Source organism: Streptomyces sp. NPDC020422, from assembly GCF_044386705.1.
Taxonomy (GTDB): Bacteria; Actinomycetota; Actinomycetes; order Streptomycetales; family Streptomycetaceae; genus Streptomyces.
In genome coordinates this window covers 173,574-193,679 of the sequence record NZ_JBIRVJ010000015.1, presented here as the reverse complement: position 1 = coordinate 193,679, position 20,106 = coordinate 173,574, and the positions used below count along the sequence as shown (strand labels likewise).

The following is a 20,106-nucleotide window of genomic DNA, read 5'->3' as shown; positions in this document are numbered from 1 at the left end:
CCGTCTGGTGCTGAGAGGTTCTTGCGGAATCGCTGTCCGGGGCCGACCGGAGTCGGTGCTCACGCTGGACAACTCGGAGAACACTACGTACCGGTCGGGCGGGTGTCAACCTTGGCCCGGTGCCTCACCCCTTCACCTGATTGCGCCCGCCGCGTTGCCGCTCAGGCGCGGTGGGCCGTCGCATGGACTGGGGGACACGAGCCCGTAGGGGCCACCGGATGGCAGGAAGGGCGCTATGTACGTTCGCAGCATCTATGCAACGGGTGATCCGGCCACGCTCGACGGCGTCGCCGAGGCACTCCGGACCGAGGGGCGCGAGCTGCTGTCGGCGCAGCCGGGCTATCGCGGGATGGGGCTGTTCGTCGACCGCGAGGTCGGCAAGCTCCTGGTGGGGTCGTGGTGGGAGGACGAAGCGTCCCGGCAGGCCAGCTTCGAGAGCCTGGGCAAGCGGCGGGACGAACTGATCTCGCCCTTCGCGCGGACCCTGGCGATCGACAACTGGGAAGCGCCCGTCGCCCGGCGCGCGGAGGACCTCGGGCCCGGTGCGGGGTTCCGGCTGGTCCGTATGGACGTCGAGCCGGGCGACATCGACCTGCTGGTGCAGACGTTCCGCGACACCTCCCTTCCCAAGGCGCAGCAGGTCCCCGGGATGTCCGGCATCTCCCTGCTCGTCGACCGCGAGCGGGGCAGGGCGGCCGTCGGCTCGCTCTACACCGACCGCGAGGCGCTCGCGGCCTCCCGCGGCGCCGTCGCGGCGATCCGCGGGGAGACGACGGAGAAGGCCCGCGTGATCACCAGAAGCCTCGAAGAGTTCGAGGTGGTCCTCGCCACGGCGGTCCCCCACGCCTGACGCCGCACAGAGGTAAGGGGGAATGGGGAAGGGACGGGGTCGGACTCGTCGAGTCCGACCCCCTTCGCCCGCCTAGGCCGCGGTGCCGCGGCGGCGAAGTCCCAGGCAGGCCCGCGGGGCCTGCGACGAGCACAGCCGGCGGTCCATCCGCCCGCCTCCCGGTCGAGGACTAGACGCTCCCAGCCCGCCACGGGCTCCCGCCGAACGCGAAGGCCGCCCGAGCCGTGAGTGAGCGGGTCGGGCGGCCTTTCGTCGGGCGGGTCAGACGTTGAAGCGGAATGCCTGAGGCTGGATCCTGACCTGCGACGGAGCTCCCTCCAGGGCTCTGACCTGGGTTTCCTCGTTGGTCTGCGTTGGCTACCGACGGCCGTTTACGGGTGTCCTGCGGACTGGCTGCGGACTGGCCAGGGGCCTGAGGCAGAGAAATCCATGGCACACCAGCGGGACCTGCAACGAGACTGCGCAGGTGAGCGAGTCCTACCCCTGCCCGTGCTGCGGGCACCGCGTGCTGGGTGCGATGCCCGGCTCGTACGAGATCTGCCCCGTCTGCTTCTGGGAGGACGACGGGCTCCAGTTCCGATGGCCGACCATGGCCGGCGGGGCAAACAACGTCTCCCTGATCGAGGCCCAGCGGAACTACCAGGACTTCGGCGCCTGCGACGAGCACGGCCGGCGATACGTTCGCCCGCCGGCCGAGGACGAGGCGCTCGACCCCGCCTGGCGCCCCATCGATCTGGCACGGGACTCCTTCGAGGACTGGGAAGCCGAGGACCGCACCCCGTGGCCCGACGACCACTCGGTGCTCTGCTGGTGGCTGCCCACCTTCTGGCGCCGGGACCACTCCGCGTCATGACCTCCCCCATCGAGACACTCGTCCAGCAGCTCGACGGCGAGTGCTGAAGTTCTGCGGACTGCTGCGGACAGCGCAACGGCCTGACCTGCATAGTCGCAGGTCAGGCCGCCTCTAGGCACACGATCACACGTTGAAGCGGAACTCCACCACGTCGCCGTCCTGCATGACGTACTCCTTGCCCTCCATGCGGGCCTTGCCCGCCGAGCGGGCCTCGGCTACCGAGCCCGTGGCCACCAGGTCGGCGAAGGAGATGACCTCCGCCTTGATGAAGCCCTTCTGGAAGTCCGTGTGGATCACGCCGGCCGCCTCGGGGGCCGTGGCGCCCTTCTTGATGGTCCAGGCGCGGGACTCCTTCGGGCCTGCCGTGAGGTAGGTCTGGAGGCCGAGGGTGTCGAAGCCGACGCGGGCGAGGGTGGCCAGGCCGGGCTCCTCGGCGCCGACCGACTGGAGGAGCTCCATGGCGTCCTCCTCGTCGAGCTCGGCCAGGTCGGCCTCCAGCTTGGCGTTGAGGAAGATCGCCTCGGCGGGGGCGACCAGGGCGCTCTGCTCCGCCTTGAAGGCGTCGTCGGTCAGCTCGTCCTCGTCGACGTTGAAGACGTAGAGGAAGGGCTTGGTGGTGAGCAGGTGGAGGTCGTGGAGGAGCTCCGCCTTCTCCGAGCCCTGGACGATGCCCTGCGAGAAGAGGGTGTCGCCGCGCTCCAGGATCTCCTTGGCCGCCTCGACCGCGGCGACCTTGGGCGCCGTGTCCTTCTTGATGCGCATCTCCTTCTGGAGGCGCGGCAGGACCTTCTCGATGGTCTGGAGGTCGGCGAGGATCAGCTCGGTGTTGATCGTCTCGATGTCGTCCTTCGGCGAGACCTTGCCGTCGACGTGGACGACGTTCTCGTCCTTGAAGGCGCGGATGACCTGGCAGATGGCGTCCGACTCGCGGATGTTCGCGAGGAACTTGTTGCCGAGGCCCTCGCCCTCGCTCGCGCCGCGCACGATGCCGGCGATGTCGACGAAGTCGACCGTGGCCGGGAGGATGCGCTGGGAGCCGAAGATCTCCGCCAGCTTGGTGAGGCGGGCGTCCGGGACGCCGACGACGCCGACGTTGGGCTCGATCGTGGCGAACGGGTAGTTGGCCGCCAGCACGTCGTTCTTGGTCAGGGCGTTGAACAGGGTCGACTTGCCGACGTTCGGCAGGCCGACGATTCCGATCGTGAGCGACACGGTGGCGACTTCCCTAGAGGAGTGGAGGTGGGGCGATCCCCCAGTTTACGGGGGCACCGAACCACGCCATGACGGCGCTCTTCGCGCCAAGGTCACCCAAAGGGCGTGTCCCGCACGTGGTTCCCGGCCCCTTCCGACCTACGTTGGTGGTGTGGAGCAGCACAGGACACGCAAGCCGCAGTCGGGGCGTCCCGCGGGGCGTCGGCCGCAGAACCCTCTGACGCCGCCCGGCGCGCTGGTCGAGGGCGCCGCGGTGTACCGCGTCGCCTCCCGGCCGCGCCCCGGCAAGCCGCGCGTGGAGCGCCCCGCGCCGCCCGTGGTGGTGGCGCTGCGCAGGCTGCCCAATCCGCGGCTCACCGGTCTGGGGGCCGGGCTCTTCGCCTCGGCCGTGATGCTGGTGCTCGGTTTTCTGGACTGGCTGCTGTTCGACAGCTCGCCGCTCGTCTTCGGGCTGCTGTTCCTGCCGGTCAGCGCCCTGACCGCGCTGTGGGTCAGGACCGCCGACCTGGTCACCGCCCCGATCGGCGTCCCGATCGCCTTCGCCGTCGGGGTGGTGCCCATCTCCGGCGGTACGGGCGGGGTCGGCGGCCAGGCGATGGCCCTGGTCACGGCGCTCGCCGTGCACGCCGGGTGGCTGTACGGCGGCACGCTCGTCGCCGGGCTGATCGCCAGTGTGCGCAAGGTGCGGGACATGGGGCGGCGCCAGCGGGCCGCCGCCGCGGCCTCCTCGGGCGGCGGCCCCTCCGTACGCCCGGTGCGGCGCCCCGCTCCCGAGCGCGGGTAGCGACGCCGGCAGCGCCCCGGGGCCCTGGGCTCAGGGCCCCGGGGCCCTGGGCCCAGGGCTCAAGGTGGCGGTTACGTCGTCGCCCCGCCCGGGTTCCCGTTACGTCGTCGACCACCCCGGGCTTCGGTTGCGGCATCGACCACCCCCGGCTCCGGTTGCGTCGTCGACCACCCCGGGCCGGTTACGTCGTCGCCGCCTGGGCCGCCATCCCCGCCCCCACGATGCCCGCGTTGTTCTGCAGCTGCGCCGGGACGATCTCGGCCCTGATGCCCTCGATCAGCGGGAGGAAGCGGTCGGCCTTGCGGCTGACGCCGCCGCCGATGATGAAGAGCTCCGGCGAGAAGAGCATCTCCACGTGCGCGAGGTACTTCTGCACGCGCCGGGTCGCCCAGTGCTCCCAGCTGAGGTCCTCGTCCTCGCGGGCCTTCGACGAGGCGCGCTTCTCGGCGTCGTGGCCCTTCAGCTCCAGGTGGCCCAGTTCCGTGTTGGGGACGAGGCGGCCGTCGACGAAGACGGCGGAGCCGATGCCGGTGCCGAGGGTGAGCAGGATGACGGTGCCCTTGCGGCCCCGGCCCGCGCCGAAGGCCATCTCCGCGGTGCCGGCCGCGTCCGCGTCGTTCAGGACGGTGACCGGCAGGCCGCCGAGGCGGTCGCCGATGAGCTTGCCGGCGTCGACGCCGATCCAGGACTTGTCCACGTTGGCGGCCGTACGGATCGTGGAGCCGGTGACCACGCCGGGGAAGGTGACGCCGACGGGGCCGGTCCAGCCGAAGTGGGCCACGACCTCCGCGACGCAGCCCGCCACACCGTCGGGTGTGGCGGGCTGCGGGGTGAGTACCTTGTGGCGCGGTTCCGCGAGGTCGCCGCGGGCCAGGTCCACGGGGGCGCCCTTGATGCCCGAGCCGCCGATGTCCACTCCGAAAACGTTCATGGACCCACGTTACGGGCCGGGGCGCGGCGTCACTCGTTTTCGAGCAGGGCGGCCGCCTCGGCGCGCAGGTCCTTATTGCGGAGCTCCTTGGGGAGCGAGAAGGTCAGCGACTCGTCGGCCGTCTTGACGATCTCCACGTCGGCGTAGCCGCGCTCCGCGAGCCACTCCAGGACCTCCTGGACCAGGACGTCGGGGACGGAGGCGCCGGAGGAGAGGCCGACGCTGGTGACGCCTTCGAGCCAGGCCTCGTCGATCTCGCTGGCGAAGTCGACCAGGTACGCGGCGGGGACGCCGGCCTGCTTGGCGACCTCGACCATGCGGATGGAGTTGGAGGAGTTCTTGGAGCCGACGACGATCACCAGCTCCGCCTGGCCGGCGAGCTCCTTGATCGCGGTCTGGCGGTTCTGGGTGGCGTAGCAGATGTCGTCGGAGGGCGGCGAGATCAGCTGCGGGAACTTCTCCTTGAGGGCGTCGACCGTCTCCATGGTCTCGTCGACGGAGAGCGTGGTCTGGGAGAGCCAGACGACCCGGGAGGGGTCGCGGACCTCGACCTTGGCGACGTCCTCGGGGCCGTCGACGAGCTGGATGTGGTCGGGGGCCTCGCCGGAGGTGCCGATGACCTCCTCGTGGCCCTCGTGGCCGATGAGGAGGATGTCGAAGTCCTCCTTGGCGAACCGGACCGCTTCCTTGTGCACCTTCGTCACCAGCGGGCAGGTGGCGTCGATGGTGGCGAGCCGGCCCTGGCGGGCCTCCTCGTGGACGGTGGGGGCGACGCCGTGGGCGGAGAACATGACGATGTTGCCCGGCGGGACCTCGGTCGCCTGGTCGACGAAGATGGCGCCCTTACGCTCCAGGGTCTGCACGACGTACTTGTTGTGGACGATCTCGTGGCGGACGTAGATCGGGGCCCCGTACTGCTCCAGGGCCTTCTCCACGGCGATCACGGCACGGTCCACACCCGCGCAGTAGCCGCGGGGAGCGGCGAGCAGGACACGCTTCGGGCGGTTGGTCGCGGGCGTCGACGCGGGCGTTGCAGTCATGCGTCCCATCGTAAGGCCGCGTCGGTCAGCCCTTTGGTCACCGCCGTGGCCGAGACTGGCGCCATGGCAGAGCAAGCGCGGGGGGAAGCCCGGGGGGAAACGGGACAAGGGCAGGTCGCGGAGCACACGGGGCTGCGGCGGAACCTCGGTTTTCGCGATCTTGTCGTGTACGGACTGCTGTTCATCGCCCCGATGGCGCCGGTGGGTGTCTTCGGCACGCTCGACGCCAAGTCGCACGGGGCGGTCGCACTCGTGTACCTGGTGGCGACCGTCGCCATGGCCTTCACGGCGCTCAGCTACGCCCAGATGGTGCGGGTCGCCCCGCAGGCCGGGTCGGTCTTCACGTACGCCCGGAAGGCGCTCGGCGAGGGTCCGGGGTTCGTCGCCGGGTGGATGGCGATGCTGGACTACCTGCTGATCCCGGCCGTGGCCTACCTCTTCGCGGGGATCGCGATGGAGGCGCTGGTGCCGGAGGTGGACCGGTGGGTGTGGACGGCGATCGCCGTCGTCGTCACGACGCTGCTGAACCTCTGGGGGGTCCGGGCGGCGGCCCGGGTGGGCTTCGCGGTGCTCGCGATGGAGATCGTGGTGCTGCTGGTGTTCGTCGTCTCGGCGGTGGTCGTGCTCGTACGGGACGGGACGCAGCGCGACTGGTGGTCGCCGCTGGCCGGTGACGCCGGGTTCTCGGCGGCGGCGGTGGTGGGGGCGGTGTCGGTGGCCGTCCTGTCGTATCTGGGTTTCGACGCGATCGCCTCGTTCGCGGAGGAGGTGACCGGGGGGTCGCAGAAGGTGGCGCGGGCCGTGCTGTTCTGTCTGGCGCTCGCCGGGGTGCTGTTCGTGGCGCAGACCTGGCTGGTGGCGCTGCTCGAACCGGTCTCCTCGCGGGAGCTGGCGGCGGATGCGGCGTTGCAGGGTTCGGCGTTCTACGACGCCGTCGACGTGTCGGTGGGGAGCTGGCTGCACGATCTGGTGGCCGTGTCGAAGGCGATCGGTGCGGCGTTCGCGGCGCTGGCGGGGCAGGCGGCGGGCGGGCGGCTGCTGTTCGCGATGGGCCGCGACCGGCGGCTGCCGCATGTCCTGGCCCGGACCGACGCGGGGGTGCCGCGGGTGGCGCTGCTCGTGGCGGCGGCGGTGACGATGGTGGCGGCGGTGTGGGCGGCGCGGCGGGACGACGGTCTCGATCATCTGGTGTCGGTGGTGGACGTGGGGGCGCTGACGGCGTTCGTGCTGCTGCACGCGAGCGTGGTGGCGTGGTTCGTGGTGCGGCGCATGGAGGGGGAGCCGCGGTGGGCGGTGCATCTGGTGGCGCCGGTTCTCGGCGCGGCGATCCTGGTCGCGGTGATCGTGGAGGCCTCGCCGGCGGCGCAGGTCGTCGGTGTGGTCTGGCTGGGCGTCGGGCTCGTGGTGCTTGCGGTGCAGGGGACGCGGCGGGGGGCGTGACGCCGGGGGGCCCGGCCCGCGGCGGCACCCTTGCCGTGTCCTACCTCCCCGTTACGCTCGGCGCATGGGTCTGAATACGTCCGTCGAAGCGCCGCTGCCCGTCGGGGAGGTCTCCCGGCTCATCGGGGGGTGGATCGACCGGCTGGGGGCGATCTGGGTCGAGGGGCAGATCACGCAGTTGTCGCGGCGGCCGGGGGCCGGGGTGGTGTTTCTGACGCTGCGGGATCCCTCGTACGACATCTCGATCAACGTGACCTGTTACCGGCAGGTCTTCGACGCCGTCGCCGACGTGGTGTCCGAGGGCGCCAGGGTCGTCGTGCACGCCAAGCCGGAGTGGTACGCGCCGCGGGGGCAGCTGTCGCTGCGGGCGGCGGAGATCAAGCCGGTGGGGATCGGGGAGCTGCTGGCCCGGCTGGAGCAGCTGAAGCGGAGCCTGGGCGCGGAGGGGCTGTTCGCCCTGGACCGCAAGAAGCCGCTGCCGTTCCTGCCGCAGCTGATCGGTCTGGTCTGCGGCCGCGCCTCGGCGGCCGAGCGGGACGTGCTGGAGAACGCGCGGCGCCGCTGGCCCGCCGTCCGCTTCGAGGTGCGCAACGTGGCGGTGCAGGGCGTGAAGGCCGTTCCGCAGGTGGTGCAGGCGGTGCGGGAGCTGGACGCGCACGCGGGCGTGGACGTGATCATCGTGGCGCGGGGCGGCGGCAGCGTCGAGGATCTGCTGCCGTTCTCGGACGAGCAGCTGGTCAGGGCGGTGGCCGAGTGCCGTACGCCGGTGGTGTCGGCGATCGGGCACGAGCCGGACTCGCCGCTGCTGGACCTGGTGGCGGATCTGCGGGCGTCCACGCCGACCGATGCCGCGAAGAAGGTGGTGCCGGACGTGGGCGAGGAGCTGGACCGGGTGCAGGGGCTGCGGGACCGGGCGCTGCGGTCGGTGCGGGGGCTGCTCGACCGTGAGGAGCGGGGCCTGGCCCATGCGCTGGCCCGGCCGGTGATGGAGCACCCGCAGCGGATGGTGGAGGTGCGCGAGGACGAGGTCGGGGCGCTGCTGGCGCGGGGTCGGCGGACCTTCGGGCATCTGCTGGACCGGGCCGAGTCGGAGCTGTCGCACACCCGGGCGCGGGTCCGGGCGCTGTCGCCCGCGGCGACGATGGAGCGGGGGTACGCGGTGCTGCAGAAGGCGGACGGGTCGGTGGTCCGGGATCCGGAGGAGGTCGCGGTGGACGAGGAGCTGCGGGCGCGGGTGGCGGCGGGCGAGTTCGCGGTGCGGCGGACCGCCCCCTGAGGTCCCCTGACGTCAGAGGAACGTCGGGGAATACAGAAGTACGTCAAGGAACTGACAGACAAGGGTGGTTGGCATGGCGGTAGGCACGGGCGCGGAAGAGACTGCACTCGGCTACGAACAGGCGCGCGACGAGCTCATCGAGGTCGTCCGGCGGCTGGAGGCGGGCGGCACGACGCTCGAGGAGTCCCTGGCGCTCTGGGAGCGCGGCGAGGAGCTGGCGAAGGTCTGCCGGCATTGGCTGGAGGGCGCTCGCGCCCGTCTGGACGCCTCGCTCGCGGCGGAGCGGGCCGAGGAGTCCGCGGCGGAGGGCGACGCCTCCGGGGTCGAGTAGGCAGCGATGTAGACTCGACCTGTGAAGCGGATCACTATCCGGATAGGATTGTTGAAGTTTCACCTACTTCCGGCGTACTGTCGAGCCATCGCCCCCGTACATCCCGGAAGGTACGCAGCATGTCCATCGCCCTTGACGCCGCCACTCAGGACCTCCTCTTCCGCGAGGCCCGCACCGCCAACACGTTCACCGACGAGCCGGTGACCGAGGAGCAGGTCCAGGCGATCTACGACCTGGTCAAGTACGGCCCGACCGCCTTCAACCAGACGCCGCTGCGCATCACCCTGGTCCGCTCCCCCGAGGCCCGCGAGCGCCTGGTGAAGCACATGATGGAGGGCAACCAGGCGAAGACCGCCGCCGCCCCGCTGGTCGCGATCCTCTCCGCCGACAACGAGTTCCACGAGGAGCTCCCGAACCTGCTCCCGCACTTCCCGCAGGCCAAGGACCTCTTCTTCTCGGAGCGTCCGACCCGTGAGCAGTCCGCGCTGCTGAACGCCACCCTGCAGGCCGGCTACTTCATCGTGGGCATCCGCGCCGCCGGCCTGGCCGCCGGCCCGATGACCGGCTTCGACTTCGCCGGTGTCCAGAAGGAGTTCCTGGACGCCGACCACACCCCGCTGATGGTCATCAACATCGGCAAGCCGGGCGAGGACGCCTCCCCGTTCCCGCGCGCCCCGCGTCTGGCCTACGACGACGTGATCACCACCGTCTGATCCGTACACAGGCGCAACGAGAACCCCCGGGTGCTGGGCACCCGGGGGTTCTTCGTCGTGCGTCGGACCGGCCCTAGGCCTTCTTCGCCTGCAGCGCGCCCGCCATCTGCGCGAGGCGGTCGAACGAGGCGGTGCCCGTCACCACCGTGGTGGCGCCGCCCTCGGTGCGCACCAGGGCGTCGTACTTCGGGCCCTCCCAGCGCTGCCAGACCTTGCCGGCGACCGTCTGGGTCCTGCCGGAGTTCTTCGCCTGCTGGGTGACCTGGGGCACGTACTTGCGCGCCTCCTCGGTCGACTGGTGGACCGCGACGTACTGGGTGTCCGGGTCCAGGAAGCCCAGCTGCCACGCGTCGTGGTTCTCGCGCTTGTACGAGACGACCGTCGCCCGCCAGCCCTCACCGAGGCCCTCGGGGGCCAGCACCGGATAGGGCGCCGCCCGCTGCGCCGTCAGAAGCTCCACCCGGTAGTCCTTGGTCGGGACCGGGTCCGCCTTGTCGTCGTGCGGGATGAAGAGATACATCACGCCCGCGGCGACCATGATCACCCCGAGGGACTGGAACATCCCGCGTACTGTCTGCCTGCCTCGCATACCTGCCACGCCCCCCATGGTCGCATCATGGTGTTGTGCTCATACGTGGGCCCCTCTGCTCAATTTGTCGACCTGACGATAGAGTCGCAGCACCCTCTTTTATCCGGCCGTCGCCGTACAGAAAGGTGCGCTCCGATGACCGAGCACCACTTGCCGCCCGAGCTCGAGGTCTCTCCCGAGGCCCCCGACCGCAACCTCGCCCTCGAACTGGTCCGCGTCACCGAGGCGGCCGCCATGGCCGCCGGCCGCTGGGTCGGCCGCGGTGACAAGATCGGCGCGGACGGCGCCGCGGTCAACGCCATGCGCACCCTGATCTCCACCGTCTCGATGAACGGCGTCGTCGTCATCGGCGAGGGGGAGAAGGACGAGGCCCCGATGCTGTTCAACGGCGAGCGGGTCGGCGACGGCACCGGCGCCGAGGTCGACATCGCCGTCGACCCGATCGACGGCACCACGCTGAACGCCAAGGGCATGCCCAACGCGATCGCCGTCCTGGCCGCCGCCGACCGCGGCACCATGTTCGACCCGTCCGCGGTCTTCTACATGGACAAGCTGGTCACCGGCCCCGAGGCCGCCGACTTCGTCGACATCAACGCCCCGGTCTCGGTCAACATCCGCCGCGTCGCCAAGGCCAAGCAGTCCTCCCCCGAGGACATCACGGTCGTCATCCTGGACCGCCCCCGTCACGAGGGCATCGTCAAGGAGATCCGCGAGACCGGCGCCCGGATCAAGTTCATCTCGGACGGCGACGTCGCCGGTTCGATCATGGCCGTCCGCGAGGGCACCGGCGTCGACATGCTCATGGGCATCGGCGGCACCCCCGAGGGCATCATCTCCGCCTGCGCCATCAAGTGCCTGGGCGGTGTCATCCAGGGCAAGCTCTGGCCCAAGGACGAGGCCGAGCGCCAGAAGGCCCTGGACGCGGGCCACGACCTGGACCGGGTGCTCTCCACCAACGACCTGGTCTCCGGCGAGAACGTCTTCTTCGTCGCCACCGGCATCACCGACGGCGAGATCCTGCGCGGGGTGCGCTACCGCGCCGAGACGGCGACCACCCAGTCGCTCGTCATGCGCTCGAAGTCCGGCACGATCCGCCAGATCGACTCCACGCACCGGCTCTCGAAGCTGCGCGCGTACAGCAAGATCGACTTCGACCGCGCGAAGTAGCGGCCGACGCGACGACGGTACGAAGAGGGGCGCCCCCATGTGCGGTGGGGGCGCCCCTTCCCGTACGGGCGACGGACCCGTCAGCCGGCCTTGGCGATCCCCTCGGCGGCGGCCTTCCTGAGCTCGACCTCGCGACGCCGCCGGCGGGCGAGCACGACACGGCGCTCGGCGGCGGTGAGCCCGCCCCACACCCCGTACGGCTCGGGCTGGAGCAGCGCGTGCTCGCGGCAGGCGACCATCACCGGACAGCGGGCGCAGACCCGCTTGGCGGCCTCCTCCCGGGAGAGCCGGGCGGCGGTGGGCTCCTTGGAGGGGGCGAAGAACAGTCCGGCCTCGTCCCGGCGGCACACCGCCTCCGTGTGCCAGGGGCCGCCCTCGTCCTCCCGAGCGGGGACGCGCTGGGACGGCACGGCGGCGACCTGGAGGGGCTGATGCGGCATGTGCAGCACGGTCTACTCCTGACGACGGCTTCGCGAGCGAGCGACGATGCACCAGCCCTACCCGCTGTGCGCGCGCCTATGCACTGCGTGCCCCGGAGTTCCGCAGCGCGGACACCCGACGGCGAATTCCGGTCACGCCCGCGGCCGTCCGGCGAAGCGGACCGCGGGCCTCAGCCGTCGAGGCGCTTGCGCAGCCGGTCCTGGGCGCGGGCCTGCAGGTCGGTGATCCACTTCCCGCGCTTGGGCTTGGCCTCGACGTTGCCGAAGAGCGTGAAGCCGTTGACGACCACGAGGGGGGCCTGCGGGTCGGCGCCCTCCAGGGTCACCACCTCGAAGTTCCCGAAGATCCCGGTGCCGCTGCCGCGCAGGCTGATGTTCTCCGGGACGCGGATCTCCACGTTGCCGAAGATGGAGGTCGCGTTGATGGTGGTGAGCCGCTGGGCGAAGATCGCCTCGGTCAGGTCGATCTCGACGCTGCCGAAGAGCGAGAAGGCGTTGGTCTTGCGGCCGACGCGCCAGCGGCCCTTGCGGGTGGTGCTGGAGAAGACCGCGACCAGGTTGTCCGCGGGACCCTCCGCGTCCTGGGTGCCGTAGAGCGCGGCCGGCGGCGGCTCGGTCCTGGGGCGGGCGGCCGGCAGGTCGCGGACCAGCGGCTCCAGCTCGCCCACGGTCTTGGCGCGGTAGACGGAGTCGATGCGCTCGGAGTGCTCCTCGGCGTCGATCCGCCCCTCGGCCAGGGCGTCCCTGAGGATGTCCGCGATCCGGTCCCGATCGGCGTCCGAGGCCCGCAGCGACCCGGCCGGATCCGCGTAGGCGGGCGCGGGCGCGGGGGCGGGCTCGGCGGGCTCGGCGGGAGCGACCGGCTGCTGGGGCTGCTTTTCGAGGTCCACGACATCAGCCTAGCGAAACGCGATAGATCGCGACCAGGGGAGGCGGCCGTGTCTGTGGCCGGAGCGGCACACGGCGGCCGGCCCGGCGGCCGACGCGGTGGCCGGATCCGGCGGCCGGCCCGGCGGCCCGCCCGGTGGCCGGCTCGATACCCGGGGCTCGCGGGCAGGGCAAGGGGGCAGGGCTCGACGGCCGGGGCTCGATGCCCGGGGCTCGCGGGCAGGGCAAGGGCGCAGGGGCAAGGGGGCGGGCTCGACGGCCGGGGCTCGATGCCCGGGGCTCGCGGGCAGGGCAAGGGCGCAGGGGCAAGGGGGCGGGCTCGACGGCCGGGGCTCGATGCCCGGGGCTTGCGGGCAGGGAGCGGAATGCGCCATCGCGGAGTGGTCGCGGCCGCTAGTGAGCCTTACCTCACAGGATCCGGACCGCGGCCGCGTCTTACGCTGGAGGGCGCGCCGCCAATGGAGGCGGCGCTGCTGTCTGCCGAGTGAGGAATGGCTGCCGTCATGCCCGAGTTTGCGTACTCCGATCTGCTCCCCCTGGGAGAGGACACCACGCCCTACCGCCTGGTGACCTCCGAAGGTGTCTCCACCTTCGAGGCCGACGGCCGTACGTTCCTCAAGGTCGAGCCCGAGGCGCTGCGCAAGCTGGCCGCCGAGGCCATCCACGACATCCAGCACTTCCTGCGCCCGGCCCACCTGGCCCAGCTGCGCCGGATCATCGACGACCCGGAGGCGTCGAGCAACGACAAGTTCGTCGCGCTCGACCTCCTGAAGAACGCGAACATCGCCGCCGCGGGCGTGCTGCCCATGTGCCAGGACACCGGCACCGCGATCGTGATGGGCAAGCGCGGCCAGAACGTCCTCACCTCGGGCCGTGACGAGGAGGCCCTGTCCAAGGGCGTCTTCGACGCGTACACCAAGCTCAACCTGCGCTACTCGCAGATGGCTCCGGTGACCATGTGGGAGGAGAAGAACACCGGCTCGAACCTGCCCGCGCAGATCGAGCTGTACGCGACCGACGGCGGCGCGTACAAGTTCCTCTTCATGGCCAAGGGCGGCGGCTCCGCCAACAAGTCCTTCCTCTACCAGGAGACCAAGGCGGTCCTGAACGAGGCCTCCATGATGAAGTTCCTGGAGGAGAAGATCCGTTCGCTCGGCACCGCGGCCTGCCCGCCGTACCACCTGGCGATCGTCGTCGGCGGCACCAGCGCCGAGTTCGCGCTGAAGACCGCCAAGTACGCCTCCGCGCACTACCTGGACGAGCTGCCCACCGAGGGCGACGCCGCCACCGGCCACGGCTTCCGCGACAAGGAGCTGGAGGAGAAGGTCTTCGAGCTCACGCAGAAGATCGGCATCGGCGCGCAGTTCGGCGGCAAGTACTTCTGCCACGACGTGCGCGTGGTCCGGCTCCCCCGCCACGGCGCCTCGCTGCCCGTCGCGATCGCCGTCTCCTGCTCGGCCGACCGCCAGGCCGTCGCGAAGATCACCGCCGAGGGCGTCTTCCTGGAGCAGCTGGAGACCGACCCGGCGCGCTTCCTGCCGGAGACCGAGGACTCCCACCTGGAGGAGTCGGGCGACGTGGTGAAGATCGACCTCAACCAGCCGATGGACGAGATCCTCGCCGAGCTCACCAAGTACCCGGTGAAGACCCGCCTGTCGCTGTCCGGGCCGCTGGTCGTGGCGCGCGACATCGCGCACGCCAAGATCAAGGAGCGGCTCGACGCGGGCGAGGAGATGCCGCAGTACCTGAAGGACCACCCGGTGTACTACGCCGGCCCGGCGAAGACCCCCGAGGGCTACGCCTCCGGTTCCTTCGGCCCGACGACGGCCGGCCGGATGGACTCCTACGTGGAGCAGTTCCAGGCGGCGGGCGGCTCGAAGGTCATGCTGGCGAAGGGCAACCGGAGCAAGCAGGTCACGGACGCGTGCGGTGCGCACGGCGGCTTCTACCTGGGCTCGATCGGCGGCCCTGCGGCGCGCCTCGCGCAGGACTGCATCAAGAAGGTCGAGGTCGTCGAGTACGAGGAGCTCGGCATGGAGGCGGTCTGGAAGATCGAGGTCGAGGACTTCCCGGCGTTCATCGTGGTGGACGACAAGGGCAACGACTTCTTCCAGAACCCGGCGCCGGAGCCCACCTTCACGCACATCCCGGTGCGCGGCCCCGGCCTCTGATCCCGTTCGCCCCACGACGCCCCTCGGTCCCGCCGGACCGGGGGGCGTCGTCGCGCCTTCGCCGCCCCCGTTGTCGATCTTCGCTCAGAAAGTGGCTACCGACCGGTAGCCCTGACGTCACTTACTGGCCAGTATTGGCCGCGAGCATGTCAACCACTGAGCCGGTCGACCCCTCGGGAGCCCCCCATGCCCTCCGCCAAGACCACCGCCGCCGCCCTGGGCCTGACCGCCCTCCTGGTCGTCGGTGCCGCGCCCGCCGCCTCCGCGGCCGACCCGGACACCCACACGACGTCGACCGCCGCGTTCAAGGGCGTCGACTACACGACCTGGCGCCACGACGTGGCCGCCGTCGTCGCCGAGGCCCGCCCGTACATCGAGAAGCGAGCCGAGGACGCCGGCCGCGAGAAGCAGGCCATCGTCCTCGACATCGACAACTCCTCGCTGGAGACCGACTTCCACCCCTTCTGGGAGCTGCCGACCCCGGCGATCGCCGAGGTCCGCGACCTGGTCCGCGAGGCGCACTCCCACGGGGTGGCCGTCTTCTTCGTGACCGCCCGGCCGGGGATCGTCCACTCCCTGACGGACTGGAACCTGAAGCAGGCCGGCTACCCCGTGAACGGGCTCTACGTGCGCTCCCTGCCCGATCTGTTCGCCGAGGTCAGCGCGTACAAGACGGCCAAGCGCGCGGAGATCGAGGCCAAGGGCTACACGATCATCGCGAACATCGGCAACAACACCACCGACCTCGTCGGCGGGCACGCCGAGCGCACCTTCAAGCTGCCGGACTACGGCGGCAAGCTGTCGTAGCGGACGCCGGCCGGGCGCCTACCGGCTGATGTGGAAGTCCATGCGGGACCAGTCGCCGTCGGGAGTCGAACGGACCCAGCCGCGCGCGTTCTTGAAGTCGCCGGTGCCGCCGGTGACCGCGATGTCGAGCGCGGGCGGCGCCTGGTCGTTGGGGTCGACGGCGGCCAGCGTCTGCAGCGAGAGCTGCCCGCCGGGGCCGCCGTTCAGCACGACGGTGCCCACGCACTGCAGGTCCATCGGGTCCCCGCCGCGCACCACGGCGCAGACGACGCCGTCCCGACCGACCTTGTCGCCGTTCGCGTCCTTGGTCTTGTAGAGGTCGTCGGCGAAGGCGAAGGACTCCCCGACCTTGGGCGCCGGAGCGGCGCTGTCGCTCGAGGTGGTCCCGGGGACCTCCTTGGCGTACAGCGTGAACTCGAAGCCGTCCTCGGCGTGCGCGGCCGGGGCGGCGGTGCCGAGCGCGAGAACCGCGACCGTGCACGCGCCCAGCGCGCCGAGCCTCCTGAAGCTGCGGATCATGTGGGCCTCCCGTACGGTGGCTGATCTCCCCGAGCCCGCTTCACATTGTCCGACGGGCACCTCGGGTTCGCCCACTCGGGCGAACGCCGAGGGCCCCGGCCGCCCCCCTCGGCGGCCGGGGCCCCACTCACGTCCGCGCAGGTCAGACGAAGCGCTGATTGGCAGCGCCGGTGCAGTTCTGCAGCCGGACCGGCTCCCTCGCCGCGCCGTGGGTCAGACAGAGTCCGGTCGCCGCGGCGGGGCGCACGGTGTCGCCGTCGCGGAGGAACCGCTGGTTGGCGGCGCCGCCGCAGTTCCAGACGATGAGCGCCTTGCCGGCCTCGTAGGCCGCGCCGGGCACGTCGAGGCAGCGGTCCTGGGTGAGCCCGGTGTGCAGGGTCCGGCGGGCGGAGTCGTACCACCAGTTCTGGTTGCGGCCGCCGTGGCAGTCCCAGCCGAGGACGGCGGTGCCGTTGGCGGACTCGGAGGCGTTGACGTCCAGGCAGTTGCCGGTGGCCGCGTTCTTCAGCGGCTTGTACGCGTCGTCCCAGGCGAGCGGGAACAGCACCGGGGTGCCGGAGGAGTTCACGTCCGCGCAGCCGGCCTCGCGCACGTTCGCGGCGTAGATCTGCGTCAGACAGGAGGCGAAGGCGCCGTGGCCCCGGTAGTTGGGGTGGAAGGACTGGCGCACGGAGTTCTCGTCCGGGGTGCCGGGCTTGGACACGTCGATGTAGAGGCCCCGGGCCCAGGTGTCCTCCATGCAGACCTCGTGGCCGTGGAAGAGCCGCGAGTTGTCCAGGAAGACCGCCCCGGTGTCGGCCGCCGCCCGGCGCATCCCGCGCTCGAAGGCGGGGACGGCGCTGTTGCGGCCCCACTTGGTGTCGGAGTCGTAGCCGAGGCCGCCGCAGGAGAGCTTGCCGGGGAAGTCCGGGTTGTCGTGGAAGTCGGGGCCGATGGGGCTCGGGTAGCCCATCACGACGAGCTTGTAGTCGGCGTCGGCGTAGCCGGCGTCGCGCATCACGGTCCGCAGGTCGCGGACGGTCTGCTCGACCTTGGGGACGAGCGCGTCGACGCGGGCCTGCCAGCCGGGGGCGTACTTGGGCTCGCAGGCGCCCTGGAGGAGCAGATAGCGCTCGACGCAGTCGGTCATCACCGGGCCGAACTGGAGGTCGTCGTTGGCTCCGGCGACGAGCAGCACCATCTTGATGCGGGTGTTGCGGGCCTTGACGGCCAGGTTGTCGCTCTGGACGAGCTCGTCGGCGTACTGCTTCGCGCCGCCGATGCGGATGTTTCCGGTGTACGCGCCGGAGCAGGCCACGTTGAACGTGAGGTCCGCGGGGATCCCGGTGCGGTGGATGGCGGCGTCGGGCGAGCGGTGGCACCAGTTGGTCGGGCCGTTGGTCGGCGACTCGTAGGTGCCGACGCCCTCGCCGGAGATCTCGCTGTCGCCGAGGGAGATCAGACCGGTCTTGCGCTGGGCGAGCGGGCGCTCCTCGGGGCTGCCGTAGATCCTCGTCGCCTCGGCGGCCCGGATCGCCTCCAGCTCCGGCGAGAGCGGTACGGAGGTGATTCCGGACGCGGTGCTCGTGTCGGCCGCGCCGGCGGGGGCGGCGGCCGTCATGCTGCCGAGGGCCGCCGCGGCTGCGGCGAGGGCGGCCACCGGCCAGCGGAGTCTGTACCTGGTGCGCGTCATTGCGCCTCCTGGAAGTGGGGTTACCCACGGTTTTTACTGGCCGGTAAACGACTTGGGAATACGTCTAACAAGACAAGTGCTCATCTTTTTCGGGGGGTTCGGGGGTCGCCCCCGGACCAGCACAGCCAGGAGGTTGACGACATGAACGACGAAGCCGGGTACCGGATCGAGCACGACTCGATGGGCGAGGTCCGGGTCCCCGCGCACGCCAAGTGGCGCGCGCAGACCCAGCGGGCCGTGGAGAACTTCCCGGTCAGCGGCCAGCGTCTGGAGCGCGCCCACATCGAGGCCCTGGCCCGGATCAAGGCCGCCGCCGCCAAGGTCAACGCCGAGCTCGGGGTGCTCGACGAGGACCTCGCGGAGGCCATCCGGGAAGCGGCGGCCGAGGTCGCCGCGGGGCGCTGGGACGAGCACTTCCCCGTCGACGTCTTCCAGACCGGCTCGGGCACCTCGTCCAACATGAACACCAACGAGGTGATCGCCACCCTGGCGACCGAGCGCCTCCCCGAGGGCCGGGCCGTCCACCCCAACGACCACGTGAACGCCTCGCAGTCCTCCAACGACGTCTTCCCCTCCTCCATCCACATCGCGGCCACCGCCGCCGTCACCCACGACCTGATCCCCGCGCTCGACCATCTGGCCGCCTCCCTCGAGCGGAAATCGGCCGAATTCGCGACGGTCGTGAAGTCCGGCCGCACCCACCTCATGGACGCCACCCCGGTCACCCTCGGCCAGGAGTTCGGCGGCTACGCGGCCCAGGTGAGGTACGGCGCCGAGCGGCTGCGCGGCTCGCTGCCCCGGCTCGCCGAACTCCCCCTGGGCGGTACGGCGGTGGGCACCGGGATCAACACCCCGCCCGGCTTCTCGGCCGCCGTGATCGCCGAGGTCGCCCGGGCCACCGGACTGCCGCTGACCGAGGCCCGCGACCACTTCGAGGCCCAGGGCGCCCGGGACGGACTGGTGGAGACGTCCGGGCAGCTCAGGACCATCGCGGTCTCCCTGACGAAGATCGCCAACGATCTGCGCTGGATGTCCTCGGGACCGCGCACCGGCCTCGCCGAGATCAATCTGCCCGACCTCCAGCCGGGCTCGTCGATCATGCCGGGCAAGGTGAATCCGGTCATTCCCGAGGCGGTCCTGATGGTCGCCGCCCAGGTGACCGGAAACGACACCACGGTGGCGGTGGCCGGCGCGGCCGGGAACTTCGAGCTCAACGTCATGCTCCCGGTGATCGCCAAGAACCTCCTGGAGTCGATCCGGCTGCTGGCCAACGCCTCCCGCCTGCTGGCCGACCGCACGGTCGACGGGATCACCGCCAACGTGGAGCGGGCCCGCGAGTACGCCGAGTCCTCGCCCTCGGTCGTGACCCCGCTGAACAAGTACATCGGCTACGAGGAGGCCGCCAAGGTCGCCAAGAAGGCGCTGGCCGAGCGCAAGACCATCCGCGAAGTGGTCCTGGAGTCCGGGTACGTGGAGCGGGGCGACCTGACCCTGGAACAACTGGACGAGGCCCTCGACGTGCTGCGGATGACCCGCCCCTGACCCGTTCTCGCCTACCGCGGACCCTTCCGTGACCTTCACCGCAGCGGTGCCGGGGGCACGCCCCTAAGATCTGCGCATGACAGGATCCGGCCGCCCCAGGGAATGGGCGCCAGGGGATCAGATCCTCTGGCGCTACCGCGACAACGGCACCGGCGACGTGCACATCTGCCGCCCGGTGACCGTCGTCCAGGACACCCCGGACCTGCTCGCGGTGTGGATGGCGCCCGGCACCGAGTGCGTCAAGCCGGTCCTGACCGACGGCACCCCCGTACACGAGGAGCCGCTGGCCACCCGGTACACGGCACCGCGCACCACCACCCGCGCGCACTGGCACGGCACCGGGGTGCTCAAGCTGGCCGCGCCCGGCGACCCGTGGTCGGTGTGGCTGTTCTGGGAGCGCGGCTGGCGCTTCCGCAGCTGGTACGTGAACCTGGAGGAGCCCCGGACCCGCTGGTCCGGCGGCATCGACTCCGAGGACCACTTCCTCGACATCTCCGTCTACCCGGACCACAGCTGGCTGTGGCGGGACGAGGACGAGTTCGCCCAGGCCCAGCGGGCCGGCCTGATGGACGCGGCCCAGGCCGCGCGGGTCCGGGCGGCGGGGCAGGCGGCCGTCGAGCTGATCCGCTCCTGGGGAGCGCCGTTCTCCGACGGCTGGGAGGAGTGGCGGCCCGACCCCTCCTGGCCGGTGCCCGAGCTTCCCGGGGACTGGGATCGCACCCCGGCGCACACGGCTCCATGAGACCCTTGATGCGCCCCCGGGGTGCAAACGTAGGATCGTCCTCCGCAAGTCCTTGATCGACCGAACAGCACGTCAAACTCTGAGTGCAGCACAGGACCTGACCGTGAGTCATCCATGAGGGAGAGAGCAGTGGCGGACG

Annotated in this window: 20 protein-coding genes; 12 read left to right on the top strand and 8 right to left on the bottom strand. The window is 71.2% G+C overall.

Annotated elements, in window-relative coordinates; all coding sequences use genetic code 11:
• The first annotated feature begins 235 nt into the window (after positions 1 to 235).
• Entirely contained in the window at positions 236 to 850 is a 615-nt protein-coding gene (locus tag ACH414_RS32670) for an antibiotic biosynthesis monooxygenase (protein WP_398944623.1), read from the top strand.
• 466 nt (positions 851 to 1,316) lie between these two features.
• Positions 1,317 to 1,703 (top strand): CPCC family cysteine-rich protein, encoded by a 387-nt coding sequence (locus tag ACH414_RS32665; RefSeq protein WP_391770137.1) that lies wholly within the window; start codon positions 1,317 to 1,319, stop codon positions 1,701 to 1,703.
• A 123-nt stretch (positions 1,704 to 1,826) separates the two neighbouring features.
• Here the strand turns inward: ACH414_RS32665 and ychF are convergent, their stop codons facing one another.
• Positions 1,827 to 2,915: a redox-regulated ATPase YchF gene (ychF, locus tag ACH414_RS32660; RefSeq protein WP_382548362.1), complete on the bottom strand. Its 1,089-nt coding sequence runs from the start codon at positions 2,913 to 2,915 to the stop codon at positions 1,827 to 1,829.
• Positions 2,916 to 3,066: 151 nt separating this feature from the next.
• Here ychF and ACH414_RS32655 point away from each other — a divergent pair, with 151 nt between their 5' ends.
• Entirely contained in the window at positions 3,067 to 3,699 is a 633-nt protein-coding gene (locus tag ACH414_RS32655) for a DUF6542 domain-containing protein (protein WP_382548360.1), read from the top strand.
• Between the two features lie 181 nt (positions 3,700 to 3,880).
• Here the strand turns inward: ACH414_RS32655 and ppgK are convergent, their stop codons facing one another.
• Positions 3,881 to 4,630, bottom strand: coding sequence for a polyphosphate--glucose phosphotransferase (gene ppgK / locus ACH414_RS32650; RefSeq protein ID WP_382548358.1), 750 nt, complete (start codon positions 4,628 to 4,630; stop codon positions 3,881 to 3,883).
• A gap of 29 nt (positions 4,631 to 4,659) precedes the next feature.
• The gene (locus tag ACH414_RS32645; protein ID WP_382548356.1) at positions 4,660 to 5,679 is read right to left on the bottom strand and encodes a 4-hydroxy-3-methylbut-2-enyl diphosphate reductase; all 1,020 of its coding nucleotides are present in this window, start codon (positions 5,677 to 5,679) and stop codon (positions 4,660 to 4,662) included.
• Between the two features lie 54 nt (positions 5,680 to 5,733).
• Between ACH414_RS32645 and ACH414_RS32640 the strand changes: the two genes are divergently transcribed.
• From ACH414_RS32640 to ACH414_RS32625, 4 genes are all read left to right on the top strand, one after another.
• Positions 5,734 to 7,110 carry an APC family permease gene (locus ACH414_RS32640; protein WP_398944621.1) on the top strand — a complete coding sequence of 459 codons (1,377 nt, stop codon included), beginning with the start codon at positions 5,734 to 5,736 and terminating at the stop codon, positions 7,108 to 7,110.
• Between the two features lie 64 nt (positions 7,111 to 7,174).
• Entirely contained in the window at positions 7,175 to 8,386 is a 1,212-nt protein-coding gene (gene xseA, locus ACH414_RS32635) for an exodeoxyribonuclease VII large subunit (protein ID WP_382548352.1), read from the top strand.
• 73 nt (positions 8,387 to 8,459) lie between these two features.
• On the top strand, positions 8,460 to 8,717 hold the full coding sequence (locus ACH414_RS32630) for an exodeoxyribonuclease VII small subunit (protein ID WP_382548350.1): 258 nt from the start codon (positions 8,460 to 8,462) through the stop codon (positions 8,715 to 8,717).
• 119 nt (positions 8,718 to 8,836) lie between these two features.
• The gene (locus tag ACH414_RS32625) at positions 8,837 to 9,430 is read left to right on the top strand and encodes a malonic semialdehyde reductase (protein WP_382548348.1); all 594 of its coding nucleotides are present in this window, start codon (positions 8,837 to 8,839) and stop codon (positions 9,428 to 9,430) included.
• Positions 9,431 to 9,503: 73 nt separating this feature from the next.
• Here ACH414_RS32625 and ACH414_RS32620 read toward each other — a convergent pair whose 3' ends face one another.
• Positions 9,504 to 10,037: a DUF4245 domain-containing protein gene (locus ACH414_RS32620; RefSeq protein WP_398944618.1), complete on the bottom strand. Its 534-nt coding sequence runs from the start codon at positions 10,035 to 10,037 to the stop codon at positions 9,504 to 9,506.
• A 117-nt stretch (positions 10,038 to 10,154) separates the two neighbouring features.
• Here ACH414_RS32620 and glpX point away from each other — a divergent pair, with 117 nt between their 5' ends.
• Positions 10,155 to 11,186, top strand: coding sequence for a class II fructose-bisphosphatase (gene glpX, locus ACH414_RS32615; protein ID WP_382548344.1), 1,032 nt, complete (start codon positions 10,155 to 10,157; stop codon positions 11,184 to 11,186).
• Positions 11,187 to 11,266: 80 nt separating this feature from the next.
• Here glpX and ACH414_RS32610 read toward each other — a convergent pair whose 3' ends face one another.
• Both ACH414_RS32610 and ACH414_RS32605 read right to left on the bottom strand, forming a co-directional pair.
• The gene (locus ACH414_RS32610; protein ID WP_382548342.1) at positions 11,267 to 11,635 is read right to left on the bottom strand and encodes a WhiB family transcriptional regulator; all 369 of its coding nucleotides are present in this window, start codon (positions 11,633 to 11,635) and stop codon (positions 11,267 to 11,269) included.
• 161 nt (positions 11,636 to 11,796) lie between these two features.
• Positions 11,797 to 12,516: a DUF1707 domain-containing protein gene (locus tag ACH414_RS32605; RefSeq protein ID WP_386568194.1), complete on the bottom strand. Its 720-nt coding sequence runs from the start codon at positions 12,514 to 12,516 to the stop codon at positions 11,797 to 11,799.
• 501 nt (positions 12,517 to 13,017) lie between these two features.
• Here ACH414_RS32605 and ACH414_RS32600 point away from each other — a divergent pair.
• Positions 13,018 to 14,685 carry a fumarate hydratase gene (locus tag ACH414_RS32600; RefSeq protein ID WP_382548338.1) on the top strand — a complete coding sequence of 556 codons (1,668 nt, stop codon included), beginning with the start codon at positions 13,018 to 13,020 and terminating at the stop codon, positions 14,683 to 14,685.
• A gap of 186 nt (positions 14,686 to 14,871) precedes the next feature.
• A complete protein-coding gene (locus tag ACH414_RS32595) occupies positions 14,872 to 15,492 on the top strand; it encodes an HAD family acid phosphatase (RefSeq protein WP_382548336.1) in 621 nt (206 codons plus the stop codon).
• A gap of 18 nt (positions 15,493 to 15,510) precedes the next feature.
• On the opposite strand, the gene ACH414_RS32590 is transcribed toward ACH414_RS32595, so the two are convergent.
• Entirely contained in the window at positions 15,511 to 16,011 is a 501-nt protein-coding gene (locus ACH414_RS32590; protein ID WP_382548334.1) for a dirigent protein, read from the bottom strand.
• Between the two features lie 142 nt (positions 16,012 to 16,153).
• A complete protein-coding gene (locus tag ACH414_RS32585; protein WP_398944615.1) occupies positions 16,154 to 17,683 on the bottom strand; it encodes a ricin-type beta-trefoil lectin domain protein in 1,530 nt (509 codons plus the stop codon).
• Positions 17,684 to 17,824: 141 nt separating this feature from the next.
• On the opposite strand from ACH414_RS32585, the gene ACH414_RS32580 reads away from it, so the two are divergent.
• Positions 17,825 to 19,225 (top strand): class II fumarate hydratase, encoded by a 1,401-nt coding sequence (locus ACH414_RS32580; RefSeq protein WP_382548330.1) that lies wholly within the window; start codon positions 17,825 to 17,827, stop codon positions 19,223 to 19,225.
• Between the two features lie 76 nt (positions 19,226 to 19,301).
• The gene (locus tag ACH414_RS32575) at positions 19,302 to 19,967 is read left to right on the top strand and encodes a DUF402 domain-containing protein (protein ID WP_382548328.1); all 666 of its coding nucleotides are present in this window, start codon (positions 19,302 to 19,304) and stop codon (positions 19,965 to 19,967) included.
• Positions 19,968 to 20,106: the final 139 nt, after the last annotated feature.